General features: G+C 67.9%; 26 protein-coding genes. 10 read left to right on the top strand and 16 right to left on the bottom strand.

All coding sequences use genetic code 11. The annotated features are described in order from the left end of the window. Positions 1-13: 13 nt before the first annotated feature. The 5 genes from BSY239_RS11760 to BSY239_RS11740 all read right to left on the bottom strand — a co-directional run bounded on the left by BSY239_RS11760 (position 14) and on the right by BSY239_RS11740 (position 4734). A complete protein-coding gene (locus BSY239_RS11760) occupies positions 14-1402 on the bottom strand; it encodes an AAA family ATPase (protein WP_069048950.1) in 1389 nt (462 codons plus the stop codon). 24 nt (positions 1403-1426) lie between these two features. Beyond that, positions 1427-2611, bottom strand: coding sequence for a beta-ketothiolase BktB (bktB, locus tag BSY239_RS11755; protein WP_069047014.1), 1185 nt, complete (start codon positions 2609-2611; stop codon positions 1427-1429). 67 nt (positions 2612-2678) lie between these two features. Continuing rightward, a complete protein-coding gene (locus BSY239_RS11750) occupies positions 2679-3254 on the bottom strand; it encodes a histidine phosphatase family protein (RefSeq protein WP_069047013.1) in 576 nt (191 codons plus the stop codon). 24 nt (positions 3255-3278) lie between these two features. After that, positions 3279-4052 (bottom strand): SDR family NAD(P)-dependent oxidoreductase, encoded by a 774-nt coding sequence (locus BSY239_RS11745; RefSeq protein WP_069047012.1) that lies wholly within the window; start codon positions 4050-4052, stop codon positions 3279-3281. Between the two features lie 7 nt (positions 4053-4059). Next, complete coding sequence (locus tag BSY239_RS11740) at positions 4060-4734, bottom strand: pseudouridine synthase (protein WP_069047011.1); 675 nt, start codon at positions 4732-4734, stop codon at positions 4060-4062. A 297-nt stretch (positions 4735-5031) separates the two neighbouring features. On the opposite strand from BSY239_RS11740, the gene BSY239_RS11735 reads away from it, so the two are divergent. From BSY239_RS11735 to BSY239_RS11725, 3 genes are all read left to right on the top strand, one after another. Then, the gene (locus BSY239_RS11735; RefSeq protein ID WP_069047010.1) at positions 5032-6033 is read left to right on the top strand and encodes a tRNA dihydrouridine synthase; all 1002 of its coding nucleotides are present in this window, start codon (positions 5032-5034) and stop codon (positions 6031-6033) included. A 34-nt stretch (positions 6034-6067) separates the two neighbouring features. Further along, complete coding sequence (gene gshA / locus BSY239_RS11730) at positions 6068-7624, top strand: glutamate--cysteine ligase (protein ID WP_069047009.1); 1557 nt, start codon at positions 6068-6070, stop codon at positions 7622-7624. Positions 7625-7740: 116 nt separating this feature from the next. Then, positions 7741-8631: a dienelactone hydrolase family protein gene (locus BSY239_RS11725; RefSeq protein WP_069047008.1), complete on the top strand. Its 891-nt coding sequence runs from the start codon at positions 7741-7743 to the stop codon at positions 8629-8631. Between the two features lie 99 nt (positions 8632-8730). Here the strand turns inward: BSY239_RS11725 and BSY239_RS11720 are convergent, their stop codons facing one another. Then, positions 8731-9201 (bottom strand): SRPBCC family protein, encoded by a 471-nt coding sequence (locus tag BSY239_RS11720; protein WP_069047007.1) that lies wholly within the window; start codon positions 9199-9201, stop codon positions 8731-8733. Positions 9202-9331: 130 nt separating this feature from the next. Between BSY239_RS11720 and ylqF the strand changes: the two genes are divergently transcribed. Together ylqF and BSY239_RS11710 are read left to right on the top strand one after the other, a co-directional pair. Next, on the top strand, positions 9332-10279 hold the full coding sequence (ylqF, locus tag BSY239_RS11715) for a ribosome biogenesis GTPase YlqF (protein ID WP_069047006.1): 948 nt from the start codon (positions 9332-9334) through the stop codon (positions 10277-10279). Between the two features lie 83 nt (positions 10280-10362). After that, a complete protein-coding gene (locus tag BSY239_RS11710) occupies positions 10363-10968 on the top strand; it encodes an NAD(P)H-dependent oxidoreductase (protein WP_069048949.1) in 606 nt (201 codons plus the stop codon). 22 nt (positions 10969-10990) lie between these two features. Here BSY239_RS11710 and BSY239_RS11705 read toward each other — a convergent pair whose 3' ends face one another. The 8 genes from BSY239_RS11705 to BSY239_RS11675 form a co-directional block, all read right to left on the bottom strand. Further along, positions 10991-11917: an FG-GAP repeat domain-containing protein gene (locus tag BSY239_RS11705; protein WP_069047005.1), complete on the bottom strand. Its 927-nt coding sequence runs from the start codon at positions 11915-11917 to the stop codon at positions 10991-10993. Further along, positions 11914-12456, bottom strand: a complete 543-nt coding sequence (locus BSY239_RS11700) for a DUF4399 domain-containing protein (protein WP_236944056.1) — start codon at positions 12454-12456, stop codon at positions 11914-11916. The genes BSY239_RS11705 and BSY239_RS11700 overlap by 4 nt, the downstream gene beginning before the upstream one ends. A gap of 111 nt (positions 12457-12567) precedes the next feature. Then, a complete protein-coding gene (locus BSY239_RS11695; protein WP_069047004.1) occupies positions 12568-12849 on the bottom strand; it encodes a DUF427 domain-containing protein in 282 nt (93 codons plus the stop codon). A 7-nt stretch (positions 12850-12856) separates the two neighbouring features. After that, positions 12857-12997 carry a hypothetical protein gene (locus BSY239_RS22610; RefSeq protein ID WP_172823103.1) on the bottom strand — a complete coding sequence of 47 codons (141 nt, stop codon included), beginning with the start codon at positions 12995-12997 and terminating at the stop codon, positions 12857-12859. A gap of 75 nt (positions 12998-13072) precedes the next feature. Beyond that, positions 13073-13672: a thioredoxin fold domain-containing protein gene (locus BSY239_RS11690; RefSeq protein ID WP_069048947.1), complete on the bottom strand. Its 600-nt coding sequence runs from the start codon at positions 13670-13672 to the stop codon at positions 13073-13075. A gap of 121 nt (positions 13673-13793) precedes the next feature. Beyond that, positions 13794-14270 (bottom strand): RcnB family protein, encoded by a 477-nt coding sequence (locus BSY239_RS11685; RefSeq protein ID WP_069047003.1) that lies wholly within the window; start codon positions 14268-14270, stop codon positions 13794-13796. A gap of 119 nt (positions 14271-14389) precedes the next feature. Continuing rightward, the gene (locus BSY239_RS11680) at positions 14390-14866 is read right to left on the bottom strand and encodes a tellurite resistance TerB family protein (protein WP_069047002.1); all 477 of its coding nucleotides are present in this window, start codon (positions 14864-14866) and stop codon (positions 14390-14392) included. A gap of 35 nt (positions 14867-14901) precedes the next feature. Next, positions 14902-15546 (bottom strand): DUF938 domain-containing protein, encoded by a 645-nt coding sequence (locus tag BSY239_RS11675; protein WP_069047001.1) that lies wholly within the window; start codon positions 15544-15546, stop codon positions 14902-14904. A 199-nt stretch (positions 15547-15745) separates the two neighbouring features. Here BSY239_RS11675 and BSY239_RS11670 point away from each other — a divergent pair, with 199 nt between their 5' ends. Continuing rightward, positions 15746-16804 (top strand): Stealth CR1 domain-containing protein, encoded by a 1059-nt coding sequence (locus tag BSY239_RS11670; RefSeq protein ID WP_156775463.1) that lies wholly within the window; start codon positions 15746-15748, stop codon positions 16802-16804. A gap of 4 nt (positions 16805-16808) precedes the next feature. Next, a complete protein-coding gene (locus BSY239_RS11665; RefSeq protein WP_069046999.1) occupies positions 16809-17486 on the top strand; it encodes an SOS response-associated peptidase in 678 nt (225 codons plus the stop codon). Between the two features lie 15 nt (positions 17487-17501). Here BSY239_RS11665 and BSY239_RS11660 read toward each other — a convergent pair whose 3' ends face one another. Together BSY239_RS11660 and BSY239_RS11655 are read right to left on the bottom strand one after the other, a co-directional pair. After that, the gene (locus BSY239_RS11660; RefSeq protein ID WP_069046998.1) at positions 17502-17894 is read right to left on the bottom strand and encodes a hypothetical protein; all 393 of its coding nucleotides are present in this window, start codon (positions 17892-17894) and stop codon (positions 17502-17504) included. Between the two features lie 164 nt (positions 17895-18058). Continuing rightward, complete coding sequence (locus BSY239_RS11655; RefSeq protein ID WP_156775462.1) at positions 18059-19279, bottom strand: diguanylate cyclase domain-containing protein; 1221 nt, start codon at positions 19277-19279, stop codon at positions 18059-18061. Positions 19280-19419: 140 nt separating this feature from the next. Here BSY239_RS11655 and BSY239_RS11650 point away from each other — a divergent pair, with 140 nt between their 5' ends. The 3 genes from BSY239_RS11650 to BSY239_RS11640 are packed head-to-tail and all read left to right on the top strand — an operon-like array spanning position 19420 to position 21694. Beyond that, the gene (locus BSY239_RS11650; RefSeq protein WP_069046996.1) at positions 19420-20214 is read left to right on the top strand and encodes a tRNA-uridine aminocarboxypropyltransferase; all 795 of its coding nucleotides are present in this window, start codon (positions 19420-19422) and stop codon (positions 20212-20214) included. Between the two features lie 32 nt (positions 20215-20246). After that, positions 20247-21125, top strand: coding sequence for a DUF3014 domain-containing protein (locus BSY239_RS11645; RefSeq protein ID WP_069046995.1), 879 nt, complete (start codon positions 20247-20249; stop codon positions 21123-21125). A 20-nt stretch (positions 21126-21145) separates the two neighbouring features. Then, complete coding sequence (locus BSY239_RS11640; RefSeq protein WP_083239935.1) at positions 21146-21694, top strand: rRNA large subunit pseudouridine synthase E; 549 nt, start codon at positions 21146-21148, stop codon at positions 21692-21694. The last annotated feature ends 31 nt before the right edge of the window (positions 21695-21725 follow it).

Here is a 21725-nt window from a genome sequence, read left to right as displayed (position 1 = left end):
GCCCTCGAATCGATCAGGCCTCTTGCCAGGTCAATGGCGCAGGCCGATCCGTGAGCACTGTGTCCACCGGCAGGTCCGCGAAACCGCTGCGGGTGACGCGCAGTTGCGCCAGCAGCGCAGCCAGGTGCTCGCAGCGGCCCAGGTGCACCGATTCGATCTGCGCCAGCCACGACGGTGGCAGCCAGTCGTGTGAGCGCGCGGGCTCCAGCACCGCGTGCGCCACGGCCACCAGCTCGCTGTGCAGCGCTCCCAGGCGCTCGAGCAGTTCGTCGGTCTGCGCCACGCGCGCCTCGATGTGCACCGGGCTGTAGCGTCTGTGCGCTCGCTCGCTGGTGATGCGCACCATCTCGCTCTCGCCCGCGGTGGGGCCGGCGATGGACCGGGCCAGGGCCACCTTGCCCGCGCTGTCGTCCTGCGCATCGGCCGGGGCGCGGCGCTCGATGTCGAGCTGCTGTTCAAACGCGTTGACCGCGCGCTCCAGTCCGTCCAGCGCAAGCGGGGCGGTCTGCGCCACGCGGTGCATGAAGAAGTCGGTCCAGCCGGGCACGTGTGACGGATCGGCCGCGAGCACAAAGGGCAGCAGCCACAGGTCCCAGTCGGACACCTCGGGAGTGCCTCGGCTGGCGGCCTGCAGTTTCAGCAGCTCCACGAGCTGGCGCCAGCGTCGGTCCGACACGGACTGGCTTGTGTGCGTGGCGTGTTGCCGCGCCTGCAGCAACAGCCCGAGCACGGAGTCGCCCAAGGTGGTGTGCGATGCCTGCGCGCGCAGGGCATCAAGCCGGTGCCGATCGATCAGCGTTTCGGCCGGGGGTGCGCCGGCGCTGGCCACGCTGGTTTGCAACAGTGCGGCAAAGTGCGCGTCGTCCACCGGCTGCACCGGCACGCGCAGCAGAAAGCGGTCGTAAAACGCGAGCAGGCTGTCGTCCTGCGGCTGCTCGTTGCTGGCGCCCACCAGGCACACCAGCGGCACCGGCAGGCGCTGGCTGCCGTTGTCGAACTGGCGTTCGTGCAGCAGGCCCAGCAGGGTGTTGAGAATCGCCGAGTTGGCCTTGAACACCTCGTCCAGAAAGGCCACCTCGGCGCTGGGCAGGTAACCCTCGGTCAGGCGCTCGTAGCGGTCGTCTTCGAGCGCGCGCAGCGAGAGCGGGCCGAAGAGTTCCTCGGGCACGGTGAACCGCGTGAGCAGGCGCTCGAAATAGTGTGCGCCCGGCAGCAGGCGCTGCAGCCGGCGCGCGAGTTCGCTCTTGGCGGTGCCCGGCGGGCCGAGCAGCAGCACGTGTTCACCGGCCAGCGCAGCGAGCAGCAGCGCGCGGGCGGCCACGTCGCGCTGCAGCAGGCCGCGTTCAAGTTCGGCCAGGGCGGGCGCCCAGGGTCTGGGTGGAGCGGGAGCGTGATCGGGCATGGCGGTCATTCTGCCGCCTGGCCTTCAAATCCGCTCGAAGATCGCTGCAATCCCCTGGCCGCCACCGATGCACATGGTCACCAGCGCGTAGCGGCCCTGCACACGGTGCAGTTCGTGAATGGCCTTGACCGTGATCAGCGCGCCGGTGGCGCCGATCGGGTGGCCGAGCGAAATGCCCGAGCCGTTGGGGTTGACCTTGGCCGGGTCCAGGCCGAGGTCGCGCGTGACGGCGCAGGCCTGGGCCGCAAAGGCTTCGTTGGCCTCGATCACGTCCAGGTCCTTCACCGTGAGGCCCGCTTTTTCCAGCGCGATCTTGGTGGCGGGCACCGGGCCGATGCCCATGTACTTGGGGTCCACGCCGGCGTGCGCGTAGGCCACCAGACGCGCCAGGGGCTTGGCGCCGCGCGCCTTGGCGGCACCGGCTTCCATCAGCACCACGGCCGCGGCCGCGTCGTTCAGGCCCGAGGCGTTGCCGGCGGTCACGGTGCCGTTTTCTTTCAGGAACACCGGCTTGAGCTTGGCCATGTCTTCCAGCGTGCAGTCGGGGCGGAAGTGTTCGTCGGTTGCCCAGGACACGTCACCTTTGCGGCTCTTGAGCACCACCGGCACGATCTGGTCCTTGAAGCGGCCTTCCGCGGTGGCGCGCTGCGCGCGGTTGTGGCTTTCCACCGCCAGCTTGTCCTGGTCTTCGCGGCTGATGCCCCACTTGGCGGCGATGTTCTCGGCCGTCACGCCCATGTGGATGGTGTGGAAGGGGTCGTGCAGCGCGCCGACCATCATGTCCACCATCTTGGTGTCACCCATGCGGGCGCCCCAACGCATGTTGAGACTGGCGAACGGTGCAAGGCTCATGTTTTCCGCGCCGCCGCCAATGGCCACGTCGGTGTCGCCCAGCAGGATGCTTTGTGAGGCCGACACGATGGCCTGCAGGCCCGAGCCGCACAGGCGGTTGACGTTGAAGGCGGGCGTGCCCTCGGCGCAGCCGCCGTTGATGGCGGCCACACGCGAGAGGTACATGTCCCTGGGTTCGGTGTTGACCACGTGGCCAAACACCACATGGCCCACCTCCTTGCCATCCACGCCGGCACGCGCCAGCGATTCGCGCACCACGAGCGCGCCGAGCTCGGTGGGGGCCTGGTCTTTCAGGCTGCCGCCAAAGGTGCCAATGGCGGTGCGCACGGCGCTGACGACAACAACTTCTCTGCTCATGGGATGTCTCCTGATGTGTGTGAAATCGCTATCGTAGCCCCCGCATCAGGCCCCACCTTGATCTGCGTCAGAACGTCTGGCGGGCCAGCACACGCAGGCGGGCAGGGTCTTTGCCCTGCGCACCGGGGCGCGTCACGAAAACCTCGCCCATGGCCAGAAACTCACCCGTGAGTGCGCTGACATTGACCTGGTGCGTGACCAGCATCAGGTTGCGCGGCGCCTGCCAGCCCTGCACGGCTGCCAGCACCGCGCGGGTCTGTTCGTCCTGCCCACCCGCACCAAAAAACGAGTTGATCGGTGGCCACACGGTGTTCTGCTTGAAAGCCAGCATGGCGGTGTCCACACAACGGCACCAGGCGCTGGAGCGCACCTGGTCGAGCTTCACACGTTCGCGCATGAATGCCGCACCCACGCGCCGCGCCTGCTCGCGCCCGGCCTCGCTCAGGTTGCGCTGCGTGCTGCAGTTGCCGATCTGGAAGTTCGGCGGGTCGCCCACACCGGGGTCGGTCAAAGCATGGCGCATGAGCACCACGCAGCCGCCTTCACGCAGCAGGTCCCAGAAGCCCGGTGCCTGGGCCCAGGCGGGCAGGGCGGTGCTGCCCAGGCCCACGGCGGTCGTCAGTGCAAATTCGCGTCGGTTCATCCATCGCTCCGTTGGGTCGGGGTCTCAGCCACGCACGTCGGCCACCGCCTGTTCGCCGAAATCGGCGCGTTCCAGAAAGGCCAGCACGCGCGCGGCCGCGGCGTCGGGTGTTGTGAGCTGGCCCTGGCGCTGGAGTTCCACAAACCGGCTGCGGTCGGGAAAGGCCGCCGGGTCTCCCGCGCGCAACTGCACCTGCATGTCGGTGTCGATCACACCGGGGGCGAGTGAGACCAGGCGTGCGCCGTGTTCGCGGTGGGCTTCGTCGAGCGCGCTGCAGCGGGTGAAGTGGTCCATGCCGGCCTTGGCGGCGCAGTAAGGGGCTTGTGCGGCCATGGCGCTGCGGCCCAGGCCCGAGGAAATGTTGAGCACCTTGCGCGGCCCGCGCCAGCCCGCCTCCACCCACGCAGTGGTGGCGCGCAAAAAGGCGGCGGTGAGTTGCATGGGCGCTTCAAGACCCACACGCAGTGCGTTGGCCAGATCGTCGGGCGGGCACTGATCCAGCGGGCCGATGCGCGGGATCACGCCGGCGTTGTTGATCAGCGTGGCGCTGACCCAGGTGTTGGCGGGCTGGCTCTCCAGAAAGGCCTGCAGGCGGTTGGCCGCACCGGTGGTGTCGGCGAGGTCTTGCGACCACTGGGTGAGCGGGGCGCCGAGGGCTTTGGCTTCTGCCGCCAGTTCGTCGTTGACCTGGCGCGAGATGCACAGGAGGTGGCGTGTGGGGTCGAGCAGCTGACGGGCCATGGCCAGTCCCATGCCGCGCGAGGCGCCGGTGAGGATGGTGAGGTGTTGAGGCGTCATGGTGTGTTCAGAAAGGGCAGGGGCTGTGGAATTCCAGGGTCTGGCCGTGGACGGGGTGCGGCAGCGAGAGCCAGTGCGCGTGCAGCAGCAGGCGGCTGGCCATGGCAACGGCGTCGGGCGCAGCGTACAACGCATCACCAACCATGGGGTATCCAAGGGCTTGCAGGTGCACGCGCAGCTGGTGTGTGCGTCCGGTCACGGGTTCGAGTTCGAGCCGGGTGGTGCCGGATGCTGTGTGGCCCGGGGCGATGCGCCAGCGGGTGGTGCTGGGTTTGCCGTGTTCGTGGTCCACCTTCTGCATGGGCCGGTTGGGCCAGTCGGCCATCAGCGGCAGGTCGATGGTGTTCCAGCCGTTGTCGGGTTGGGTGTTGACGAGTTCACCGGCGACGACGGCGGTATAGCGTTTGTGCACGCGGCGTTCTTCAAACGCGAGGCTCAGTGTGCGTTGTGCATCGATGCCTCTGGCCATGACCACGAGGCCGGAGGTGGCCATGTCGAGCCGGTGCACCACGAGGGCGTCGGGCCAGCGGGCTTGGGCTCTGGTGCTCAGGCAGTCCTGTTTGTCTGGGCCTCTGCCCGGGACGGCCAGCAGCCCATCGGGTTTGTTGAATACCAGGACATGTGGGTCTTCGTGGACCAGGGAGACATGGCTCACAACGACCTCGCGGGCTCGCGGACGCACGGCGCTCTGCTCCGCGGCTGTCCCCCGAGGCGGCTGCGCCGCCTCTCCTCCTCTACGCCGCTGCGCAGAGCGCCATGCGCCCGCGAGCTGCAACGATGGTCACGCACCAACCGTCCTCGCACCAACGAGGTCATCGGCGATCGGGTGGAACGGCGCAGCGAAGTCAAGGAGGAGACCCGGCGCAGCCGGGTCGGGGGACATTCGCGGAGGCGTTCCGCCCGGTCGCCGATGACCGGACCCGCCGGAGAAAGAAAACAAGCCATGAAACGCATTGTCCAAGCAAAGGACAATACCCCCATGCTGTTGCTCGCCCCCATGGAAGGTTTGCTCGACGCCACCCTGCGCGATGTGCTCACGCGCACCGGTGGCATCGACCGCTGCGTGAGCGAATTCATCCGCGTCACCGACATGCTCTTGCCCGAGCGCGTGTTCGTGCGCGTGGTGCCGGAGCTGCTCAACGGCGGCCGCACCCGCGCCGGCGTGCCGGTGCGGGCGCAACTGCTGGGCTCCGACCCCAGCTGCCTGGCCGAGAACGCGGAGCGACTCGCCGGTCTCGGCCCGCACGGCATCGACCTCAACTTTGGCTGCCCCGCCAAAACCGTCAACCAGAGCCGCGGCGGCGCCGTGCTGCTCGACGAGCCCGACCTCATCGGCCGCATCGTGGCTGCGGTGCGCCGCGCCGTGCCGGCGCACGTGCCCGTGTCGGCCAAGATGCGCCTGGGCTTCAACGACGATGCGCGCGCCGAGGACTGTGCGCACGCCATCGCCGAAGCCGGCGCCGACGAGCTCGTGATCCACGCGCGCACCAAGGCCCACGGGTACCGGCCGCCGGCTTACTGGGACCGGTTGGCCGAGGTGCGCGAATCCTTGCCGCCCCACCTGCGCCTGCCGGTGATTGCCAACGGCGAGATCTGGACCGTGGCCGACGCCGTGCGCTGCCGCGAAGTCACCGGTTGCGAACACCTCATGATCGGGCGCGGCATGGTCACCGACCCCGGCCTGGCCCTGGCCATCAAGGGTCACGGCAATGTGCCGTGGGAGGTGTTGCCTCCGCTCATGCAGATCTTCTGGCAACAGGTGAGCGCGCGCGTGGAGCGCCGACACCGCGCCGGTCGCCTCAAACAATGGCTCAACTACCTGCGCAAGCGTTACCCCGAAGCGCGGCAGGCCTACGACGACCTGCGATTGTTGAACGATCCACAGCACGTCGAGGCCTGGCTGCAGCGGGCGCAAGGCCCGTCCCTGCGTACCACAGAGCCGATCCAGGTGCGGCCAGCAGAAATGGCGCAGCCGTGTTAACTTCCGCCCCCCGGACCTGCAACACGACCCCTGTATGACCTCTCTGAATCACCGGCTGGACGCCCTATCGGGTGAGCGCCTGCGCGGCATGCGCCGCGGCCTTGAAAAAGAGAGCCTGCGGTCGCAGCCGGACGGCAAGCTTGCGCTCACGCCGCACCCCGCGGCCCTGGGCAGCGCGCTGACGCACCCGCACATCACCACCGATTACAGCGAGTCGCAGCTCGAACTCATCACCGGCGTGCACGGCTCGGTGGAGTCCTGCCTGGCCGAGCTCACCGAGGTGCACCAGTACACCGTGCGCAGCCTGCGTGCCGTGGGCGACGAGATGATGTGGGCCTCCAGCATGCCCTGCGGCCTGCCCACCGACGAGACCATTCCGCTGGGCCGCTACGGTTCGTCCAACGTGGGCCGCGCCAAGAGCGTCTACCGCATGGGCCTGGGCCACCGCTATGGCCGGCGCATGCAGACCATCTCGGGCATTCACTACAACTGGTCGCTGCCCGGTGTGAGCAGCGACGAGTACTTCGCCACCATCCGCAATTTCCGCCGCCATGCCTTTCTGCTGCTCACGCTGTTCGGTGCATCGCCCGCGGTGTGTTCGTCGTTTGTCGAAGGCCGTGAACACGAACTGCAGAAGCTCAGCGAGCGCACGCTCTACATGCCGCACGGCACCTCGCTGCGCATGGGTCGTCTGGGTTACCAAAGCGAAGCGCAGGCCACGCTGGCCGTGAGCTACAACGGCCTGGAAGGTTATGCCGCCTCGCTGCACGATGCGCTCACGCGCCCGTGGCCCGCGTACGAAGCCCTGGGCATCCGCAACCCGGGCGGCGACTACAACCAGCTCGCCACCACCTTGCTGCAGATCGAGAACGAGTTCTACGGCACCATCCGCCCCAAGCGCGTGATCTACCCCGGCGAGCGCCCGCTGCACGCGCTGCGCGAACGCGGTGTGGAGTACATCGAGGTGCGTTTGATGGACCTCAACCCGTTCGAGCCCATCGGCATCGGTGCCTCCACGCTGCGTTTTCTCGACGTGTTCCTGCTGCATTGCATGCTGTCGGACAGCCCGCCCGACACGCCGGCCGAAATCCACGAACTCGCGCACAACCAGCACCTCACCGCTGCGCGCGGTCGTGAGCCCGGCCTGACCCTCCTGCGCAACGGTGTGGCCGTGCCGCTCATGCAGTGGGCCGACGATATCCTGGCCGAGCTGGTGCCCATCGCCGAGTCGCTGGACCTCGCGCACGGCGGCATCGACCACGCCAACGCCGTGGCACTGGCCATCGCCCACCTGCGGTCGCCCGAGCTGCTGCCTTCGGCCCGTGTGCTCGAGGCCATGCACACGCACCACGACGATTCGTTCGTGGGCTTTGCGCGTGCGCAATCGCGGGTGACGCACCAGCACCTGCTCGGGCTTGAATGGAGCACCAAGCAGCAGGCCCGCTTCGAGGCCATGGCGGCCAAGTCGGTGGAGGACCAGCGCGCCATCGAAGCGGCGGACACCATGCCGTTCGAGATCTACCGGCAGGAATACGTTTCGCCTGCCCGTCTGGGCCGGCCACAGGCACAGCCCATCGCCGTGACCGCCTGAGGCCAGGGCAGCGGCGCGCTGCCCGGTGGCACCTCAAGACCCGCACTCCCCGGTGGTGATTGCGCTCGGTTGGCGCGGGTCGCGTCTATCCTGCACGCTTTGCCTCAGGAGACACCATGCCCCGCCTCACTGCCGCCGACTTCGATCAAGAACTGCTGATCCTGTTTGACGCCTACGTGCACGGCGATCTGGACCGGCGGGGATTCCTCGACCGCGCCAGCAAGTTCGCCGTGGGCGGCATGACCGCCGCGGGCCTGCTTGCAGCGCTGAGCCCCAACTTTGCGGCGGCGCAGATGGTGCCCAAAGACGATGCGCGACTGAAGACCGCGGTGGTGGACGTGCCCTCACCGGCGGGCCACGGCACCATCAAGGCCTATGTGGCCAAACCGGCCAACGCCACCGGCAAGCTGCCCAGCGTGCTCGTGATCCACGAAAACCGTGGCCTGAACCCGCACATCGAAGACATCACGCGCCGCATTGCGCTCGACGGATATCTGGCCCTCGCCCCCGATGCGCTCACGCCGCTGGGTGGTTACCCGGGTGACGAAGACAAGGCGCGCACGCTGTTCGCCACGCTCGACCAGGTCAAGACCCGCCAGGACATGTTGGCCGCTGCGGCCACGCTCAAGGCCCGCTCCGACAGCAACGGCCGTGTGGGTGTGGTGGGCTTTTGTTATGGCGGTGGCATCGCCCACATGCTGGCCACACAACTGCCCGATCTGGCCGCGGCCGTGCCTTACTACGGCAACCACCCGCCGGTGGAGGACGCGGCCAAGGTCAAGGCGCCGCTGTTGATCCATTTCGCCGCGGTCGACGAACGCATCAATGCCGCCTGGCCGGCCTACGAGGCGGCGCTCAAGGCGGCCGGTGTGCGCTACACGGCCCACCAGTACCCGGGCACGCAGCACGGCTTCAACAACGACACCACGCCGCGTTTTGATGCGGCCGCCGCGAAGTTGTCGTGGGACCGCACCATGGCGTTTTTCAAGCAGACGCTCAGCGCCTGAGGGGAAGTTGACCAGAGCTGCCGAGGAACCGGCTTTGCCGGGCCGCAGGCAGCGCCCCCCTTGAAGGGGGGTCGCGCGTGAGCGCGGCGGGGGGTGTTCCTAGCTTTCACCGCCGAAGCGTTTGATGAGGTTGTCGATGTATTTTTCGACCAGTTTTTCAAACTCGCCTTCAACGACCGGCGCCACCACCATCTTCATCAAGCCAGGCAGCGGCACTTCGATCTCGCCCTGAATCGCCAGGGTCACGTTGGTGGACTTCTTGTTGTCCACGATCTTCCAGTGGCCGCCCACCAGCGCGTTGCCCACGCCCTTGACCGGTGTCCACTTCACGGTCCCCTTGGCCTTGTCGCTGACGTACTTGCTGGCGTAGATGGTCTGGATGTTCACCTGCGCGGTGCCGACCTTCTCCATCTCCCACTGGTACACGCCGCCACCCAGGTCGGTGAGCTTCTCGACCTTGGGAAAATGGGCAACCGATGTGGGCACATCGGAGAGCACCTCGAACACTTCGGCCGCCTTGGCCTTGACGTCGAATTCGTAGCCCAGATCGATTTTCACGGTGATGGCCATGGGGCTCCTCGGGAGTTGTTGTGGTGGAAATTCATTGTAGGCAGCGACATGGCCCGCACACCCCGGGAAATACACCAAGGCACAATCCCCGCTCCCCTTCCTCTTCAAGACCCTTCTTCAACACCCATCCATGAGCATCCAGTGGTTCCCCGGGCACATGCACCTCACGCGCAAGGCCATCACCGAGCGCGCGAAGGAGATCGACGTCGTGATCGAGATGCTCGACGCGCGCCTGCCCGGGTCGAGTGCCAACCCGCTGCTGGCGGAGCTCACAGCCGGACGGCCCACGCTCAAGGTGGTCAACAAGCAGGACATGGCCGACCCCGAGCGCACCGCGCTCTGGCTCGCCCACTACAACGCCCAGCCCAACACGCGCGCCATTGCGCTGGACGCCAGCATCACCGCGCCGGCGCGCGCCATCATCGCGTCGTGCTTCGAGCTCGCACCGCTGCGTGGCGGCATGGTCAAGCCCATGCGCGTGCTCATCTGCGGCATCCCCAACGTGGGCAAGAGCACGCTGATCAACACCCTGCTGGGCAAACGCTCGGCCAAGACCGGTGACGAGGCCGGCATCACACGCACCGAACAACGCCTGGTGCTGGCCGACGACTTCTACCTGTTCGACACTCCCGGCATGCTGTGGCCGCGCATCGTGGTGCCCGAGAGCGGCTACAACCTCGCCGCCAGCGGCGCGGTGGGCCGCAACGCCTACGACGACCAGGAGGTGGCGCTGGAATTGCTGTCCAAACTCAAAGTCAGTTACGGTGCCCAGCTCGAAGCGCGCTACAAGCTTGGTCTGCCGATGGACACCGTGGCCAGCCTGCCCGACGAAGAACTCATGGCCGCCATCGCGCGCAAGCGCGGTGCCATCGGCACGGGTGGCAGCATCCACTGGCAGAAAGTGGCCGAGCTGCTGATCGCCGACTTCCGCAGCGGCGTGCTCGGTCGCATCACACTCGAAACCCCGGAGCAGTTTCTCCAGTGGCTTGCCGCCGGCCAGCTGGCCGACGCCGAGCGCCAGAACAAGAAAAAAGAGCGCGCCAACAAACCCAAGGTGCGCAAGCCCGACCGGCGCTGAGGTGTTGGTGGACTTGATCCGCGTCAAGTCCAACCCGGCGCTGGCGCGCCACCATGGCACTCCCCCGTTCGATGGAGTCCGCCATGCCACTCCCCGTCACCGCCTCTCGCCGCATCCTGCTGATTGAAGGCCACCCCGACCCGGGCGCCGGGCGCCTCAACCACGCGCTGGTCGACGCGTATGCCGATGGCGCCTCGGCTGCAGGGCATGAGGTGCGTCGCATCGCCGTGGGCGCCATCGACTTCCCCTGGCTCAAGACCGCCGAGGCCTGGAACCACGGCGCCCTGCCACCCACGCTGCAGCCCGCGCAGGACGGTATCGCCTGGGCCGAACACGTGGTGATCTTTTTTCCGCTCTGGCTGGGCGACATGCCCGCGCTGCTCAAGGCGTTTCTGGAACAGGTGGCACGCCCGGGTTTTGCGGTCGGCCCCGAGGGCCCCAAGCCCTTCGGCCGCAAACCGCTGAGCGGGCGCTCGGCACGCGTGGTGGTGACCATGGGCATGCCGGCGCTGGCCTACCGCTGGTACTTTCGCGCGCACAGCGTCAAATCGCTGGAGCGCAACATCCTGGGGTTTGTGGGATTTGCCCCCATCCACGAAACGCTGGTGGGCTCGGTGGAGGGCCTGGGCTCGGCGGGCGTGGCGCGTTGGTTGAACAAACTCAGGAAGCTCGGCGCGCAGGCCGCCTGAACCCGGCTTGGCAGGGGTGTCGTCAAGGCCGCAGGGTGATCTTCAGGACGCGGCCATCGGACAGCCAGGCGCAGGCGCCGTCGGCTCTGGGTGTGAGCCGCTCGACGGTTCCGGGCAAGGGCTGGAGGTCGGCCAGCTCATGCCACTGCCCGGGGGCTTCCCAGCGCAGGGCGTGCAAGGCCTGGCGCGCCATGTCGGGCACGACGATGGTGGGTCGAAAGCCGGGCTGCTGCACGATCACTGCCAGTTGCTGCTCCAGCGCGCCCATGCGGTGGTTGGACACGTCGAGCGCGCGGGCGTACGGCACGAGGGCCGGGGGTTGCAGGTGGTGCAGCGTGAGCACGCCGCCGATGTGGGGCGTGGTCACGCTGGCCACGTCCAGCCGGCCGTCACCGTCGAAGTCGGCAAAACCCACCGGGTTCAACCAGCGGAACGTCGAGCCGGCGTGGGGTCCCCGGGCGCGTTCCACCAGCCTGGTTTGCCCATCGCGCTGCGCCAGCCCCAGCACCACCAGCGCAGCTCCCCTCAGGGCATCGGCTTCGACCAGCACGATCTCGTCGCGGCCGTCGCCATCGAGGTCCACGAGGCGGGGTACCCGGTCCTCGAAGACGCGGTGCACCGGCAGGGACAGTTCCACCGTCGCCATCAAGCCGGGAGGTGTCCGGGTCAGCACGTGAACACTGCCTGCGTGCACCGGTGAGCCGAGGGCGCCGTGCGGATAGCGCCGGGTGGGCGAGCCCAGCCAGACCCAGGCGATGTCTTTCGAGCCCGCCACCGCCTGGCTGTCGGGCAAGCGGCTGGACGCCTCAACCGGTGCGGGCGGCGGTGTGATGGTCGGCGCGCAGGACGCATCGGCGGGCTCCACCGACAAACCCATGGCCATAGCCCAGGCCGGGAGCAGGCCGGGCACCAGCCCGAGCCACCCACGCATGGGCAGGCGCCCGGTCATTTCACCGTGATGGTGATGCGCTCGCTGATCACCACCGGGTGATGAGGGATGTGGTTCTGGTCGGCCACGATGAGTTGCAGTGTGTGCGTGCCGGGCTTGAGCTCCACGCTGGTCTCGGTCTGGCCCAAACCGAAGTGGCGGTACTGGTCGTTGGCCGGCAGGGGTGCGTTGGCGTCCACCGCCGCCACGTCGATCAGCAGGTGGTGGTGGCCGGTGCCGGCTTTTTCGACACCGGCCGGGGCCACACCCATGCCGCTGAGTCCGAACACGACCTTCACCGGACTGGTGACGGTGGCGCCGTTGCGCAGGTTGGCGAAATAGACCTTGGCCTCGGGCGCTGCAGCCACCTTCTTGTAACCCGAGCCCAACGTGGGCGTGCTCTGGGTCATGCTGACCGGGGCGGTGGGCGCGGCACTGGTCATCATGCCGCCGTGGTGCATGGCATGCATGGCGGCGTGGTCGTGGCGCGCGCAGCCGGTGAGCACGAGCAGGGCTGCGGCCAACAGGCCAATTTGCGCAGTGCGGGGGGCGAAAGTCATGCGTGTCTCCTGGGGTGGTGGTTGTGCCACTCAGGATACGTCGCGGAGCGTGGGCGCGTGGGCAGTCGCCCAGCGCCGGCCGGGGTCATTGCGACCCCGGCTTGCGAGAGGTCAGGGTGCGACCTTCACGCCTTTCCAGAACGCCACGCGCCCGCGGATTTCTTCCGCTTCGGGCTTCGGGTCCGGGTAGTACCAGGCCGCGTCGGTGTTGAGCTCACCGTTGACCAGCAGCGAGTAGTAGCTCGCCTGGCCCTTCCATGGGCAGCTGGTGCGGTGGTTGCTGAAGGTCACGTGATCGCGGTTGAGCGAACTCTCGGGAAAGTAGTGGTTGCCTTCCAGCACCACGGTGTCGTCGCTCTCGGCGATCACGGCGCCGTTCCAGGTGGCCTTCATGCCAGGCTCACTTGTTCTTTTCCTTGCCGCGCGGGAGCACCGCCGTCACCGGTGGCATGGGCCGGTCGGACGTGACCGGGCCTTTGGGCGCGGAGGTGTCCTTCTTGGGTTTCTTGGACAGTTTTTCGTTGCGCTGCTCTTTGCCCATGGGGGCCTCCGTTAAACAGCCGCGAAGGCGGCTCGACTGCGCGATGGTAAGCGACAAAACAGCGCTTCACGGGTGTCACAGGCCGAGGAAAGTGGCGAGGGACTGGGTGTCGTTGGCGCCGGCCTGCATCACCACCTGACCACTGCGCTGGTGGCGCGCCACGATGTAGGGCACCGAGGTGGCGCCCAGGCGCTCCAGCAGCTCGGTGTTGGTCTTGATGGCGGCCAGCACGTCGGGCGCGATGTCGGCCGAGGCCGCGGTGCCACCGCTGCCGGCGAGCAGCGAGGTTTCGTGCGCCGCCATGGCCTGCACCGGGTTGGTGGCGGTCATGATCGCCGCGCCTTGCGGCGCGCTCTTGGCGTTCATGATGGCCACCGGCAACCAGACAAACTTGACGCTGGTGTGCAGCGGCATGGACGCCTCCCACAGGCGCGCGCAGTGCGGGCACTGCGGATCGAACAACACATACACGGCGTTGGTGCTGAGGATCTTGCCGGCGGCAAACCCCTTGCCCTGCGCGGCGAGCACGTCCATGGCCTGCGCGGCTGCGATCGGGGTGGTGTTGGCGGCGGCTGCGGGTGCGCTGGCCGCCGGGGCGCCGGCGTCTTCCTTGGAACAGGCCGACAGCAGGGCCAGCGAGGCAAACAAGGGCAGGGCGAGGTATCGAAGTTTCATGGTGGGCAGTGCGGTGTGGGCCAGGGCAAGGATCATCGCAGACCTCACCCTCCAATGAAAAGGCGCAGCGCCCTGGTCAGAGGGTGCGCTGCGCCCGGGGCTCCATTCGGTCGGAGCGAGGTCAGTTGTTCAGCAACAGGTTGACGATGAGGCCGGTGGCAACGGCGACCAGCACGTAGTCACTGCCGACCTGCACCCACTGTTGACCACGCGGTGGCGCGTACAGGCGGTGCTGGTGCGGGTTCACCACAACGTACTGGCGGTTGCGGTACTCGGCGGGGATGTAGCGTCCGCGCTGAAATTGCGGACCGCGGGCATGGTAGTAGCGCACCTGGGCGCCATGGCGGTGGTCGTGGCGGTCGGCGCGGCGATCGTGCTTGAAATCGCGGCGGTCTTCGCGACGCTCCTGGCGGAAATCGCGCCGGTCGTCGCGGCGGTCTTCGCGGAAATCCCGGCGGTCGTCGCGCCGATCGTCCACCCGGTGCATCGTGGGAGCTTCAAAGCGTCCGCCGTGGGGGTTGCCCTGTGCGAAGGACAGGGAGCTGATGCTCAGCGTGGCGGCGGCGATGGCGTAGACAACGAGGTTTCGGGGTTTCATGGAGTGGACTCCTTGGGGTTGGTGAGACTTCATGTTGTCCCCGCCATGTCTCTGATTGGTGAACGCGCCGCGCGAGGCAGGCAAAGTTCGGTAGCGGCTTGTGTGGGGCGTGCGGGGCATCAGCCCTGCGCCGCGGCCTGGGCGTGCAGCTTGGCGGCGATGTATTCCCCGTGGGTCACGTGCAGCAGTCCGGCCACCTTGCTGATCACGTGGTGCTCGTTGGCGTCCAGGTGCTGGTCGGCAAAGGCGACTTCCCACATGGCCTCGACCACGCTGATTTTTTCTTCCTGGCTGAAGCGCTCGTTCATCAGGCCGGTGAAGCGCTGGTAGTCGTAGGCGGTGCGGGCGGTCTCGTGGGCCAGCTCCATCAACCGGTCGAGCTCGTCGTCGCTCAGGGCGAACTTGCGCCGCAGCGCGGAGATGACCGCGTCGCGCTCGCTGTCCTTCAGGGCGGGTTCGGCGCGCATCACCTCCACCAGCAAAACAGCTGTGGAGAGTTGAAGCGTGTGCGTGTGCTCTTCCGGCAGCAGCGCGCCCGCTGGCGCGGTGAGGCTGGCAGCCAGGTTGTCGAACAGGTCTTTGAGGTTTTTGAGCATGGGTGTCGGGAGTGGATGGCAAGGGAAGATGGAGCTCAGACCGGGGCTGGTGGTTCCCGGCCCCACACCAGCAGCAGGTTGTTGGCCGGCATGGCGTGGCGTTCGCGCAGGTGCAGACCTGCCCGTTTCGCCTCTGCTGCCACAGCGGACAACTGGCGGATGCCCCACTCGGGGTGGGTGTCGCGCAGGCTCTCGTCAAACGCGAGGTTGCCGGGCGAGGTGGGCACACCGTCTTCCAGGTAAGGGCCGTAGGTCACCAGCAGGCCATCGGGCGTGAGCACCCGGGCCGCTCCCTGCATGAGGCCGATGCACGCGGTCCAGGGCGCGATGTGCAGCATGTTGGCGCAGTAGACCGCATCGAAGGTCTCGCCGAAGGCCTCGCCGAACAGATCACCTTCGTCGGGCCACTGCGCCGAGGTCACGTCCAGCCGCATGGGAGGCAGCACGTTGCGCACTCCCGATTGTTCGGTCCAGGCGGCGATGGTGGCCATGGCGCTGGCCTGCAGGTCGGTGGGCTGCCACTGCCAGCCCGGCAGGCCGGCGGCGAACCAGGTGGCGTGCTGGCCGGTGCCGGAGGCGATTTCCAGCGCCATGCCGCGCTCGGGCAGCACCCGCTGCAAGGTTTCGAGGATCGGCTGCTTGTTGCGGTCGGCGGCGGGGCTGGAGGGCAGTGCGGTCATGGCTGCATTGTGGTGCAGGCATTGCCTGGGAAAAATCCCGGGCCTGATGCAACACCGCGCCGATCGGCACTGACCCGGGGAATGTGCGGGTCTTTCGGGCCATCCGACGGGTGCCCGTCCAAGGCAAAGGTGCGTGCTAGAGTCCGCCCTCGTTCTCGCGTGGGTCCTTCCGTGCGTCTCCTTCATGCACGCCATTCCCATGCCAGCAGCCTCCGCTTTTCCCGATGCCCCCGAAGCCCGCATCGACATCGTCTACCTCTGGGTCGACGGCAACGATCCTCGGTGGCGCGCCCGTCGCCACGAGGCTGCGCGACACCACGGCGCCATCGACCCGGGCGCCATGGCGCTGTATGGCAACGTGGAAGGGCGTTTTCGCGACAACGACGAACTGCGCTACAGCCTGCGCGCGCTGGAGCGCCATTTCCCCGGGCACGGCCACGTGTTCGTCGTCACCGACGGGCAGACGCCTTCGTGGTTGCGGCCTTCCCCGCACCTCACGCTGGTGGACCACCGCGAGCTGATTCCCGCCAGCCAGTTGCCCACGTTCGATTCGGCCCACATCGAGTCGTACGTGCACCGCATCCCGGGTTTGTCGGAGCGCTTCTTTTATTTCAACGACGACGTGTTCTTCGGCGCACCGGTGCGGGTCGATGACTGGTTCTGGTCCGGCGGTGTGTTTGCCACCTGGTCCGACGACCCCGTGGTTGAAGGCACCGCGCTGCGCCCGGATGAGAACGCGCTGGAGAACGCCAGTCGCCTGTCTGCCCAGTGGCTGAGCCGGCGGCCGGACTACTTGCACACGCCGCGCACCTTTGCCCATTCGCCACGGCCCTTGCTCAAGTCGCTGCTGCAAGCCGCCGAGCTTGATGCGTCCGAACTGTTCGAACGCGTGCGCTCCACCACCTTCCGCACCTGGGCCAGCCCCACGCTGGTGTCGGACTTCGTGCTGCGTCGGGCGCTCGCGCTCGGCCAGCTTCGCATGCGCGAAAGCGCACACCTGCATGTGACGACCGGCTGCGACGACCAGGCGCAACAGCTCGACGCCTTGATCGATGCCGCCGGCACGCTGGATTTTTTCTGCATCAACGACACCACCGACGACGCCCACGGCCACGACCCCCGGCTGGCCAAGGTGCGTGCGGTGTTGCAGCGGCTGTTTCCACTGGCCTCGCGCTTTGAACAGGAACCCGCGCATGTGGCCACACACGCACCGCACCGCCACCCCGGGCGCGTGCGCGGCCCCCATCAGCTAGCATGACCCGATGAGCACCCAATACGAGAGCCTCCAGCTCGCCCACCTGTACCCCGACGCCTTCAACGTGCCCGCGCCCGACACACCCGCCGGGCGCGACGTGTGGCCGCGCAAGCCGGGCGTGTTTGTGCGGCTCGAGGCCACCGGGCCCGTGGCCGAAGGCGCCGAGCCTGCCCAACCCGGGCTTGAACTCGCCAGCGGCCAGTTCGGCCTGGTGCCCACCTGGGTCAAGTCGGCGTCGGACGCCAAGCTGCGTTCGACCAAGCTGGTCAACGCGCGCTGCGAGATCGTGACCACCTCCAACAATTTCCGCGACGCCTGGCTGGGCGCGCAGCGCTGCATCGTGCCCATGATGTCGTTTCAGGAAGACGACCTGCGCAGCGGCAAGCCGGTGCCCACGCGCATAACGCGGGTGGACGGCAAGCCCATGGGCGTGGCGGGTTTGTGGGAGCGCTGGAAGGGCGCGGGCGACGAGGAGATCGTGAGCTTCTGCCTGCTCACGGTGAACGCCAACGCGCACGCGCTGATGCACCGCTACGGCCAGCCCGGCAGCGAAAAGCGCATGCCGGCGATCCTGAACGAGGGCGCCTACAGCGCCTGGCTCACGGCGCCCCACCCGGAGAAGGCGCGCGAGTTCATGCGGGCCTATTCGGCCGCGCTGCTCACGGCGAATCCGATCCAGAAGTGAGGGGTTGACGCGCGCTCAGTCGACGCTGACCGGGGTCGGGTGCTTCTTGCGCGACGTTTGCCGCCGCACTTCGCGCCTGGGCGTGGCGAGCACTGGCGGCATGGGTTCGTGAAAGGTGGAGTGCTGGCGCAACAGCATGGCCGCCTCGAACCGCGTGCGCCGCTTGATCACCATGTGCAGCAGCAGCAGCGCCGCACCCAATGCCAGCGCCATCCAGGCAGGCGCCAGCAAGGCCCTGGCCGCGACCTTGAAGTTGGCCTGGTGGTCCATCACCAGCGACAGCACCCACAAACCACCACCCGCCAGCAAGGCGCTCACCCCGTTGATCAGCATGGGGTCGTGTTTGCGACGGCTGGGTTTGCGTGACGGCGGTGTCGCCTTGCGCTGGAAGTCCTGTTCTTTTGGCATGCCTGTGCATCGTGCCCTGAACCTGGACCCGGCGGCGCCGCAGACCGACGAAACCGACGCCTGGCCGGCTGACCGTGCAGGCCTGGCAACAGGTGGAGTTGCTTTGGCCTAACGCGCTGGAACGCGTGAAAACTTATGGGTGAAGCGCTTCTGTGCGGCAACGCTCATTCGAGCGCGGCCGGTGTGGTGGCGATGTCGTGTTCCGACATCGGGTGCTGCTCGCCCACGGACGCGAGTGCGCGCCGCTCGGCCTGGTTGATCACCTCCATCGGCGTGACGCCGTCGGGCTCCAGCGTGACCACGCCCATGCCCACCTGCGGCGCGAACGGCAGGTAGGCCTGCTTGGCGTCCATCACGGTCAAGGGCATGGGCACGGTGGCGCGCAGACGGGTGACCACTTCCAGTGTGGCTTCGGTGAGCTTGTCGCTGGTGATCACCACCACGAAACAGCGCGGGTGGTACAGGCCCACCACACAGCGGAAGCCCGCCGCGCGCCGCACACGGGCCGCCAGCGTGGTGAGGATCTGGTGCTCGGTGCCCTGGCCGGGGGAGTCGGTGAGCTCGTACAGGTTGCTGATGTGCATGCACACCACGGTGCAGACACCGCCACGGCGCGCCGTGCGCCAGAACACGTGTTCTACCTCGGTGAGCAAGGCCGCGCCGGTGGGCAGGCCGGTGGCCGGTTCGGCGCCCTGGTTCAGGCGGGACAGGCGCGCGAGCTGGCGGTTGTGCTGGTTGCGCAGCAAGGCCAGCACCGAGGCAATGAGGAAGTAGGCCACCGTGAACACTGCGGTGGCCAGCCACGTGCCCAGGCCCAGGCCGGGCAGGCTCAGACCGCGTGCATACAGCCCCGCGGTGGTGGCCGCCAGGCAGACGATGCCCACCGACATCCAGCGCGCCAGCGGGTCGCCCAGCTGGTGGGCGCGGCGCACCGCCAGCAGGGCCAGCAGCACCGGCACCATGTTCACCGCGGCGGCCAGCACGAGCAGGTCGCGAAAGTTGGTCGGCGCCACCCGGGTGGCCACGGCCGCGAGCGCCAGCGCGGCCAGCAACAGCACCGCGCCACCCATCACCGTGAAGCGGTGCACCAGCGAGTCTTCGCGCACCCCGCCCAGCCAGTTGCTCAGGTAATACAAGCCCATGGCGCCGGCCAGCGGCCCCAGGCCCGCCTTGAGCACCATCATCAGGCGATCGGGCAGCGCAGGAAAGAAGACCTCGGGCAAGCCTGTCATGACCACACAGCTGGTGCCGGCGATCAGCAGGAACAGCACATTGCGCACCGACGCAATGGAACGGCTGGTCAGAGCGTCGCCCAGCGCGACGGCCGCCAGTGTCAACAAGCCTCCCAGCATTGCCGACCAGATTGCGATTTCAGAAACGGGCATGCGGCGGATTGTGGTGGGCCGGGCACGAAAACCCTGCGACATTTGTCACGCTGCATACCCGGGCGGTGTATTGCCCGGTGCGTGTGTCTCGCACACGCCACCCGCGAGCCCCGGTGAACGATGCGCCTACAGTCCCACCCATGAACCTTGTGATCACCCCGGCCCAGGCCGCCACGCCCGACCATGCCGTGTCACGCCTGCGTTTGACGCGCCTGGCCGCCAGCGCCAAGCCCTTTGTGGCGCGCGGCTCGGGCGGCGGTCGCTGCGCCGGTTGCCGCCTGGTGGCGAGCCATTGTGTGTGCGCCCTGCGCCCGCAGGTGGCCACGCGCGCCGGCATGTGCCTGGTCATGGGCGACATCGAAGCGCTCAAGCCCAGCAACACCGGCTGGCTCGTGGCCGACGTGGTGGCCGACACCTGGGCTTTCGGCTGGTCGCGCACCGCGGTGGACCCGGGCCTGCTGGCCCTGCTGGCCGATCCGCAGTGGCAGCCCGTGCTGGTGTTTCCGGGCGAGTTCGTGCCGCCCGAGCGGGTGGTGACCGCGCTGCCGCCCGACGGGGAGGGTGGCAAGAAGCCGCTGTTCGTGTTGCTCGACGGCACCTGGTCCGAAGCCCGCAAGATGTTCCGCAAGAGCCCGTATCTGGACGCGCTGCCCGTGCTCAGCCTGCACCCCGACGAGGTGTCCAACTACCGGCTGCGCCGATCCGCGCGCGAGAGCCACTTCTGCACCTCGGAGGTGGCGGCGCTGTGTCTGGCGCTGGCCGGCGAAACCCACGCCGCCGAAAGCCTGGCCGCCTGGCTCGACGTGTTCACCACCCACTACCTCAGCGCCAAACGCAGCGTGGTGCTGGACCGCGAAGATGAGCCCCACCAGCGATTGCGCGCCCTCGCCGCTCAGGGACATGAGACGTCCGCACCGTCGAGCGGTGTAGCATGAGTAGCCTCCCAAACCACCCCAGGTGACGAGGCATGAACGATCCCAACCCCCACATCCCGCGCACACCACGAACGCCCGCTCGCTTCATCACGGTGCTGGTGCTCGCGGTGGTGCTCGTTGCCGGCTACTTCGGCTGGCAGCAATTCAAACCCCGGCCGGCACCTGAGCCGGTGGTTGAGCCTGTGGCCTCGGCGCCCGACGCAACGCCCGCGCCGCTGTTGCCATCGGCTCCTGCCATCCAGCACCCCATCGACCCCCCGGCGCCCGATGCTGCCGTGGCCGCCGCGAGCTTCCCTGCGTTGGCGGATTCCGATCAGCTCGTGGGTGAGCTGCTGAACGATCTGCTCACGCGCAAGAACGTCCTGAATTTCCTGCAGCTCGACGGTTTTGTGCGCCGTACGGTGGCCACGGTGGACAACCTGGCGCGCGAACAGGCGCCTTCCAGGGTCTGGCCCGTCAATCCCACGCCCGAGCGTTTCAGCGTTCAGCGCGGCAGCGACGGCGTGGAAACCATTCACCCCGACAACCAGCGCCGCTACACGCCGCTGGTGCAGATGATCGATGCGGTCGACACCGCACAGGCCGTGGCGCTGTACCGCCGGCTCTACCTCCTGTTTCAGCAGGCCTATGAAGAGCTGGGCTTTCCGGGCCGGTACTTCAACGACCGCCTGGTGCAGGTGCTCGACCACCTGATTGCCACACCGGTGCCCGGCGCGCCGCCGGCCGTCACATTGGTGCAGGTGAAGGGCGAGGTGCCGTCAACGAGGCCCTGGGTGCGTTACGAATTCGCCGATCCGGCGCTGGAGTCGATGTCGGCGGGGCGAAAGATGTTGGTGCGCACGGGCCCCGAACACCAGCGACGCCTGCAGGCCAAGCTGCGCGACATCCGCCAGCGCATTGCCCGGCCTTGAGCGCCGCTGACGTGTTGCCCATGCCAGAAGCGTCCGCTGCCCGCCTGATCTGCTTCAACAAGCCCTATGGCGTGTTGAGCCAGTTCACGCCCGAGGGCCGCTGGCGCGGGCTCAAGGACTTCATCGACATCCCCGGCGTGTACGTGGCCGGCCGGCTCGATGCCGACAGCGAAGGCCTGCTGCTGCTCACCAACGACGGCCAGCTGCAGGCCCGCATCAGCGACCCGCGCCACAAGATGGAAAAAACCTACTGGGTGCAGGTGGAAGGTGTGCCCGACGAGGCTGCTTTGGAAGCGCTGCGCCAGGGGGTGCAACTCAACGACGGCCCCACGCGCCCCGCACGCGCGCGCAGCATGCCCGAGCCCTCGCCGCTGTGGGAGCGCGACCCTCCCGTGCGCTTTCGCCAGTCCATTCCCACCAGCTGGCTGGAGCTGGTGATCACCGAAGGGCGCAACCGGCAGGTGCGTCGCATGACCGCCGCCGTGGGCCACCCCACGCTGCGGCTGATCCGCGCGGCCATCGGGCCGCACTCGCTGCAAGACCTGGCGCCCGGCGCGCTGCGTGGCTGACCTCGACGCATCGACACATGACACATGACAC

Source organism: Hydrogenophaga sp. RAC07, assembly GCF_001713375.1.
Classification (GTDB): domain Bacteria; phylum Pseudomonadota; class Gammaproteobacteria; order Burkholderiales; family Burkholderiaceae_C; genus Hydrogenophaga.
This window is presented reverse-complemented; position numbering and strand designations above follow the sequence as displayed.

Bases quoted from the DNA above. Each gene is read 5' to 3' on its own strand.
- BSY239_RS11760 (WP_069048950.1), bottom strand. From the start codon at position 1,402: ATGCCCGATCACGCTCCCGCTCCACCCAGACCCTGGGCGCCCGCCCTG.
- BSY239_RS11725 (WP_069047008.1), top strand. From the start codon at position 7,741: ATGCCCCGCCTCACTGCCGCCGACTTCGATCAAGAACTGCTGATCCTG.
- BSY239_RS11705 (WP_069047005.1), bottom strand. From the start codon at position 11,917: ATGACCGGGCGCCTGCCCATGCGTGGGTGGCTCGGGCTGGTGCCCGGC.
- BSY239_RS11640 (WP_083239935.1), top strand. From the start codon at position 21,146: ATGCCAGAAGCGTCCGCTGCCCGCCTGATCTGCTTCAACAAGCCCTAT.
- BSY239_RS11655 (WP_156775462.1), bottom strand. From the start codon at position 19,279: ATGCCCGTTTCTGAAATCGCAATCTGGTCGGCAATGCTGGGAGGCTTG.
- BSY239_RS11650 (WP_069046996.1), top strand. From the start codon at position 19,420: ATGAACCTTGTGATCACCCCGGCCCAGGCCGCCACGCCCGACCATGCC.
- BSY239_RS11670 (WP_156775463.1), top strand. From the start codon at position 15,746: ATGCCAGCAGCCTCCGCTTTTCCCGATGCCCCCGAAGCCCGCATCGAC.
- BSY239_RS11675 (WP_069047001.1), bottom strand. From the start codon at position 15,546: ATGACCGCACTGCCCTCCAGCCCCGCCGCCGACCGCAACAAGCAGCCG.
- BSY239_RS11750 (WP_069047013.1), bottom strand. From the start codon at position 3,254: ATGAACCGACGCGAATTTGCACTGACGACCGCCGTGGGCCTGGGCAGC.
- BSY239_RS11735 (WP_069047010.1), top strand. From the start codon at position 5,032: ATGCTGTTGCTCGCCCCCATGGAAGGTTTGCTCGACGCCACCCTGCGC.
- gshA (WP_069047009.1), top strand. From the start codon at position 6,068: ATGACCTCTCTGAATCACCGGCTGGACGCCCTATCGGGTGAGCGCCTG.
- BSY239_RS11660 (WP_069046998.1), bottom strand. From the start codon at position 17,894: ATGCCAAAAGAACAGGACTTCCAGCGCAAGGCGACACCGCCGTCACGC.
- BSY239_RS11710 (WP_069048949.1), top strand. From the start codon at position 10,363: ATGCCACTCCCCGTCACCGCCTCTCGCCGCATCCTGCTGATTGAAGGC.
- BSY239_RS11745 (WP_069047012.1), bottom strand. From the start codon at position 4,052: ATGACGCCTCAACACCTCACCATCCTCACCGGCGCCTCGCGCGGCATG.
- BSY239_RS11645 (WP_069046995.1), top strand. From the start codon at position 20,247: ATGAACGATCCCAACCCCCACATCCCGCGCACACCACGAACGCCCGCT.
- BSY239_RS11695 (WP_069047004.1), bottom strand. From the start codon at position 12,849: ATGAAGGCCACCTGGAACGGCGCCGTGATCGCCGAGAGCGACGACACC.
- BSY239_RS11685 (WP_069047003.1), bottom strand. From the start codon at position 14,270: ATGAAACCCCGAAACCTCGTTGTCTACGCCATCGCCGCCGCCACGCTG.
- BSY239_RS11700 (WP_236944056.1), bottom strand. From the start codon at position 12,456: ATGACTTTCGCCCCCCGCACTGCGCAAATTGGCCTGTTGGCCGCAGCC.
- BSY239_RS22610 (WP_172823103.1), bottom strand. From the start codon at position 12,997: ATGGGCAAAGAGCAGCGCAACGAAAAACTGTCCAAGAAACCCAAGAAG.
- BSY239_RS11680 (WP_069047002.1), bottom strand. From the start codon at position 14,866: ATGCTCAAAAACCTCAAAGACCTGTTCGACAACCTGGCTGCCAGCCTC.
- ylqF (WP_069047006.1), top strand. From the start codon at position 9,332: ATGAGCATCCAGTGGTTCCCCGGGCACATGCACCTCACGCGCAAGGCC.
- BSY239_RS11665 (WP_069046999.1), top strand. From the start codon at position 16,809: ATGAGCACCCAATACGAGAGCCTCCAGCTCGCCCACCTGTACCCCGAC.
- BSY239_RS11720 (WP_069047007.1), bottom strand. From the start codon at position 9,201: ATGGCCATCACCGTGAAAATCGATCTGGGCTACGAATTCGACGTCAAG.
- bktB (WP_069047014.1), bottom strand. From the start codon at position 2,611: ATGAGCAGAGAAGTTGTTGTCGTCAGCGCCGTGCGCACCGCCATTGGC.
- BSY239_RS11690 (WP_069048947.1), bottom strand. From the start codon at position 13,672: ATGAAACTTCGATACCTCGCCCTGCCCTTGTTTGCCTCGCTGGCCCTG.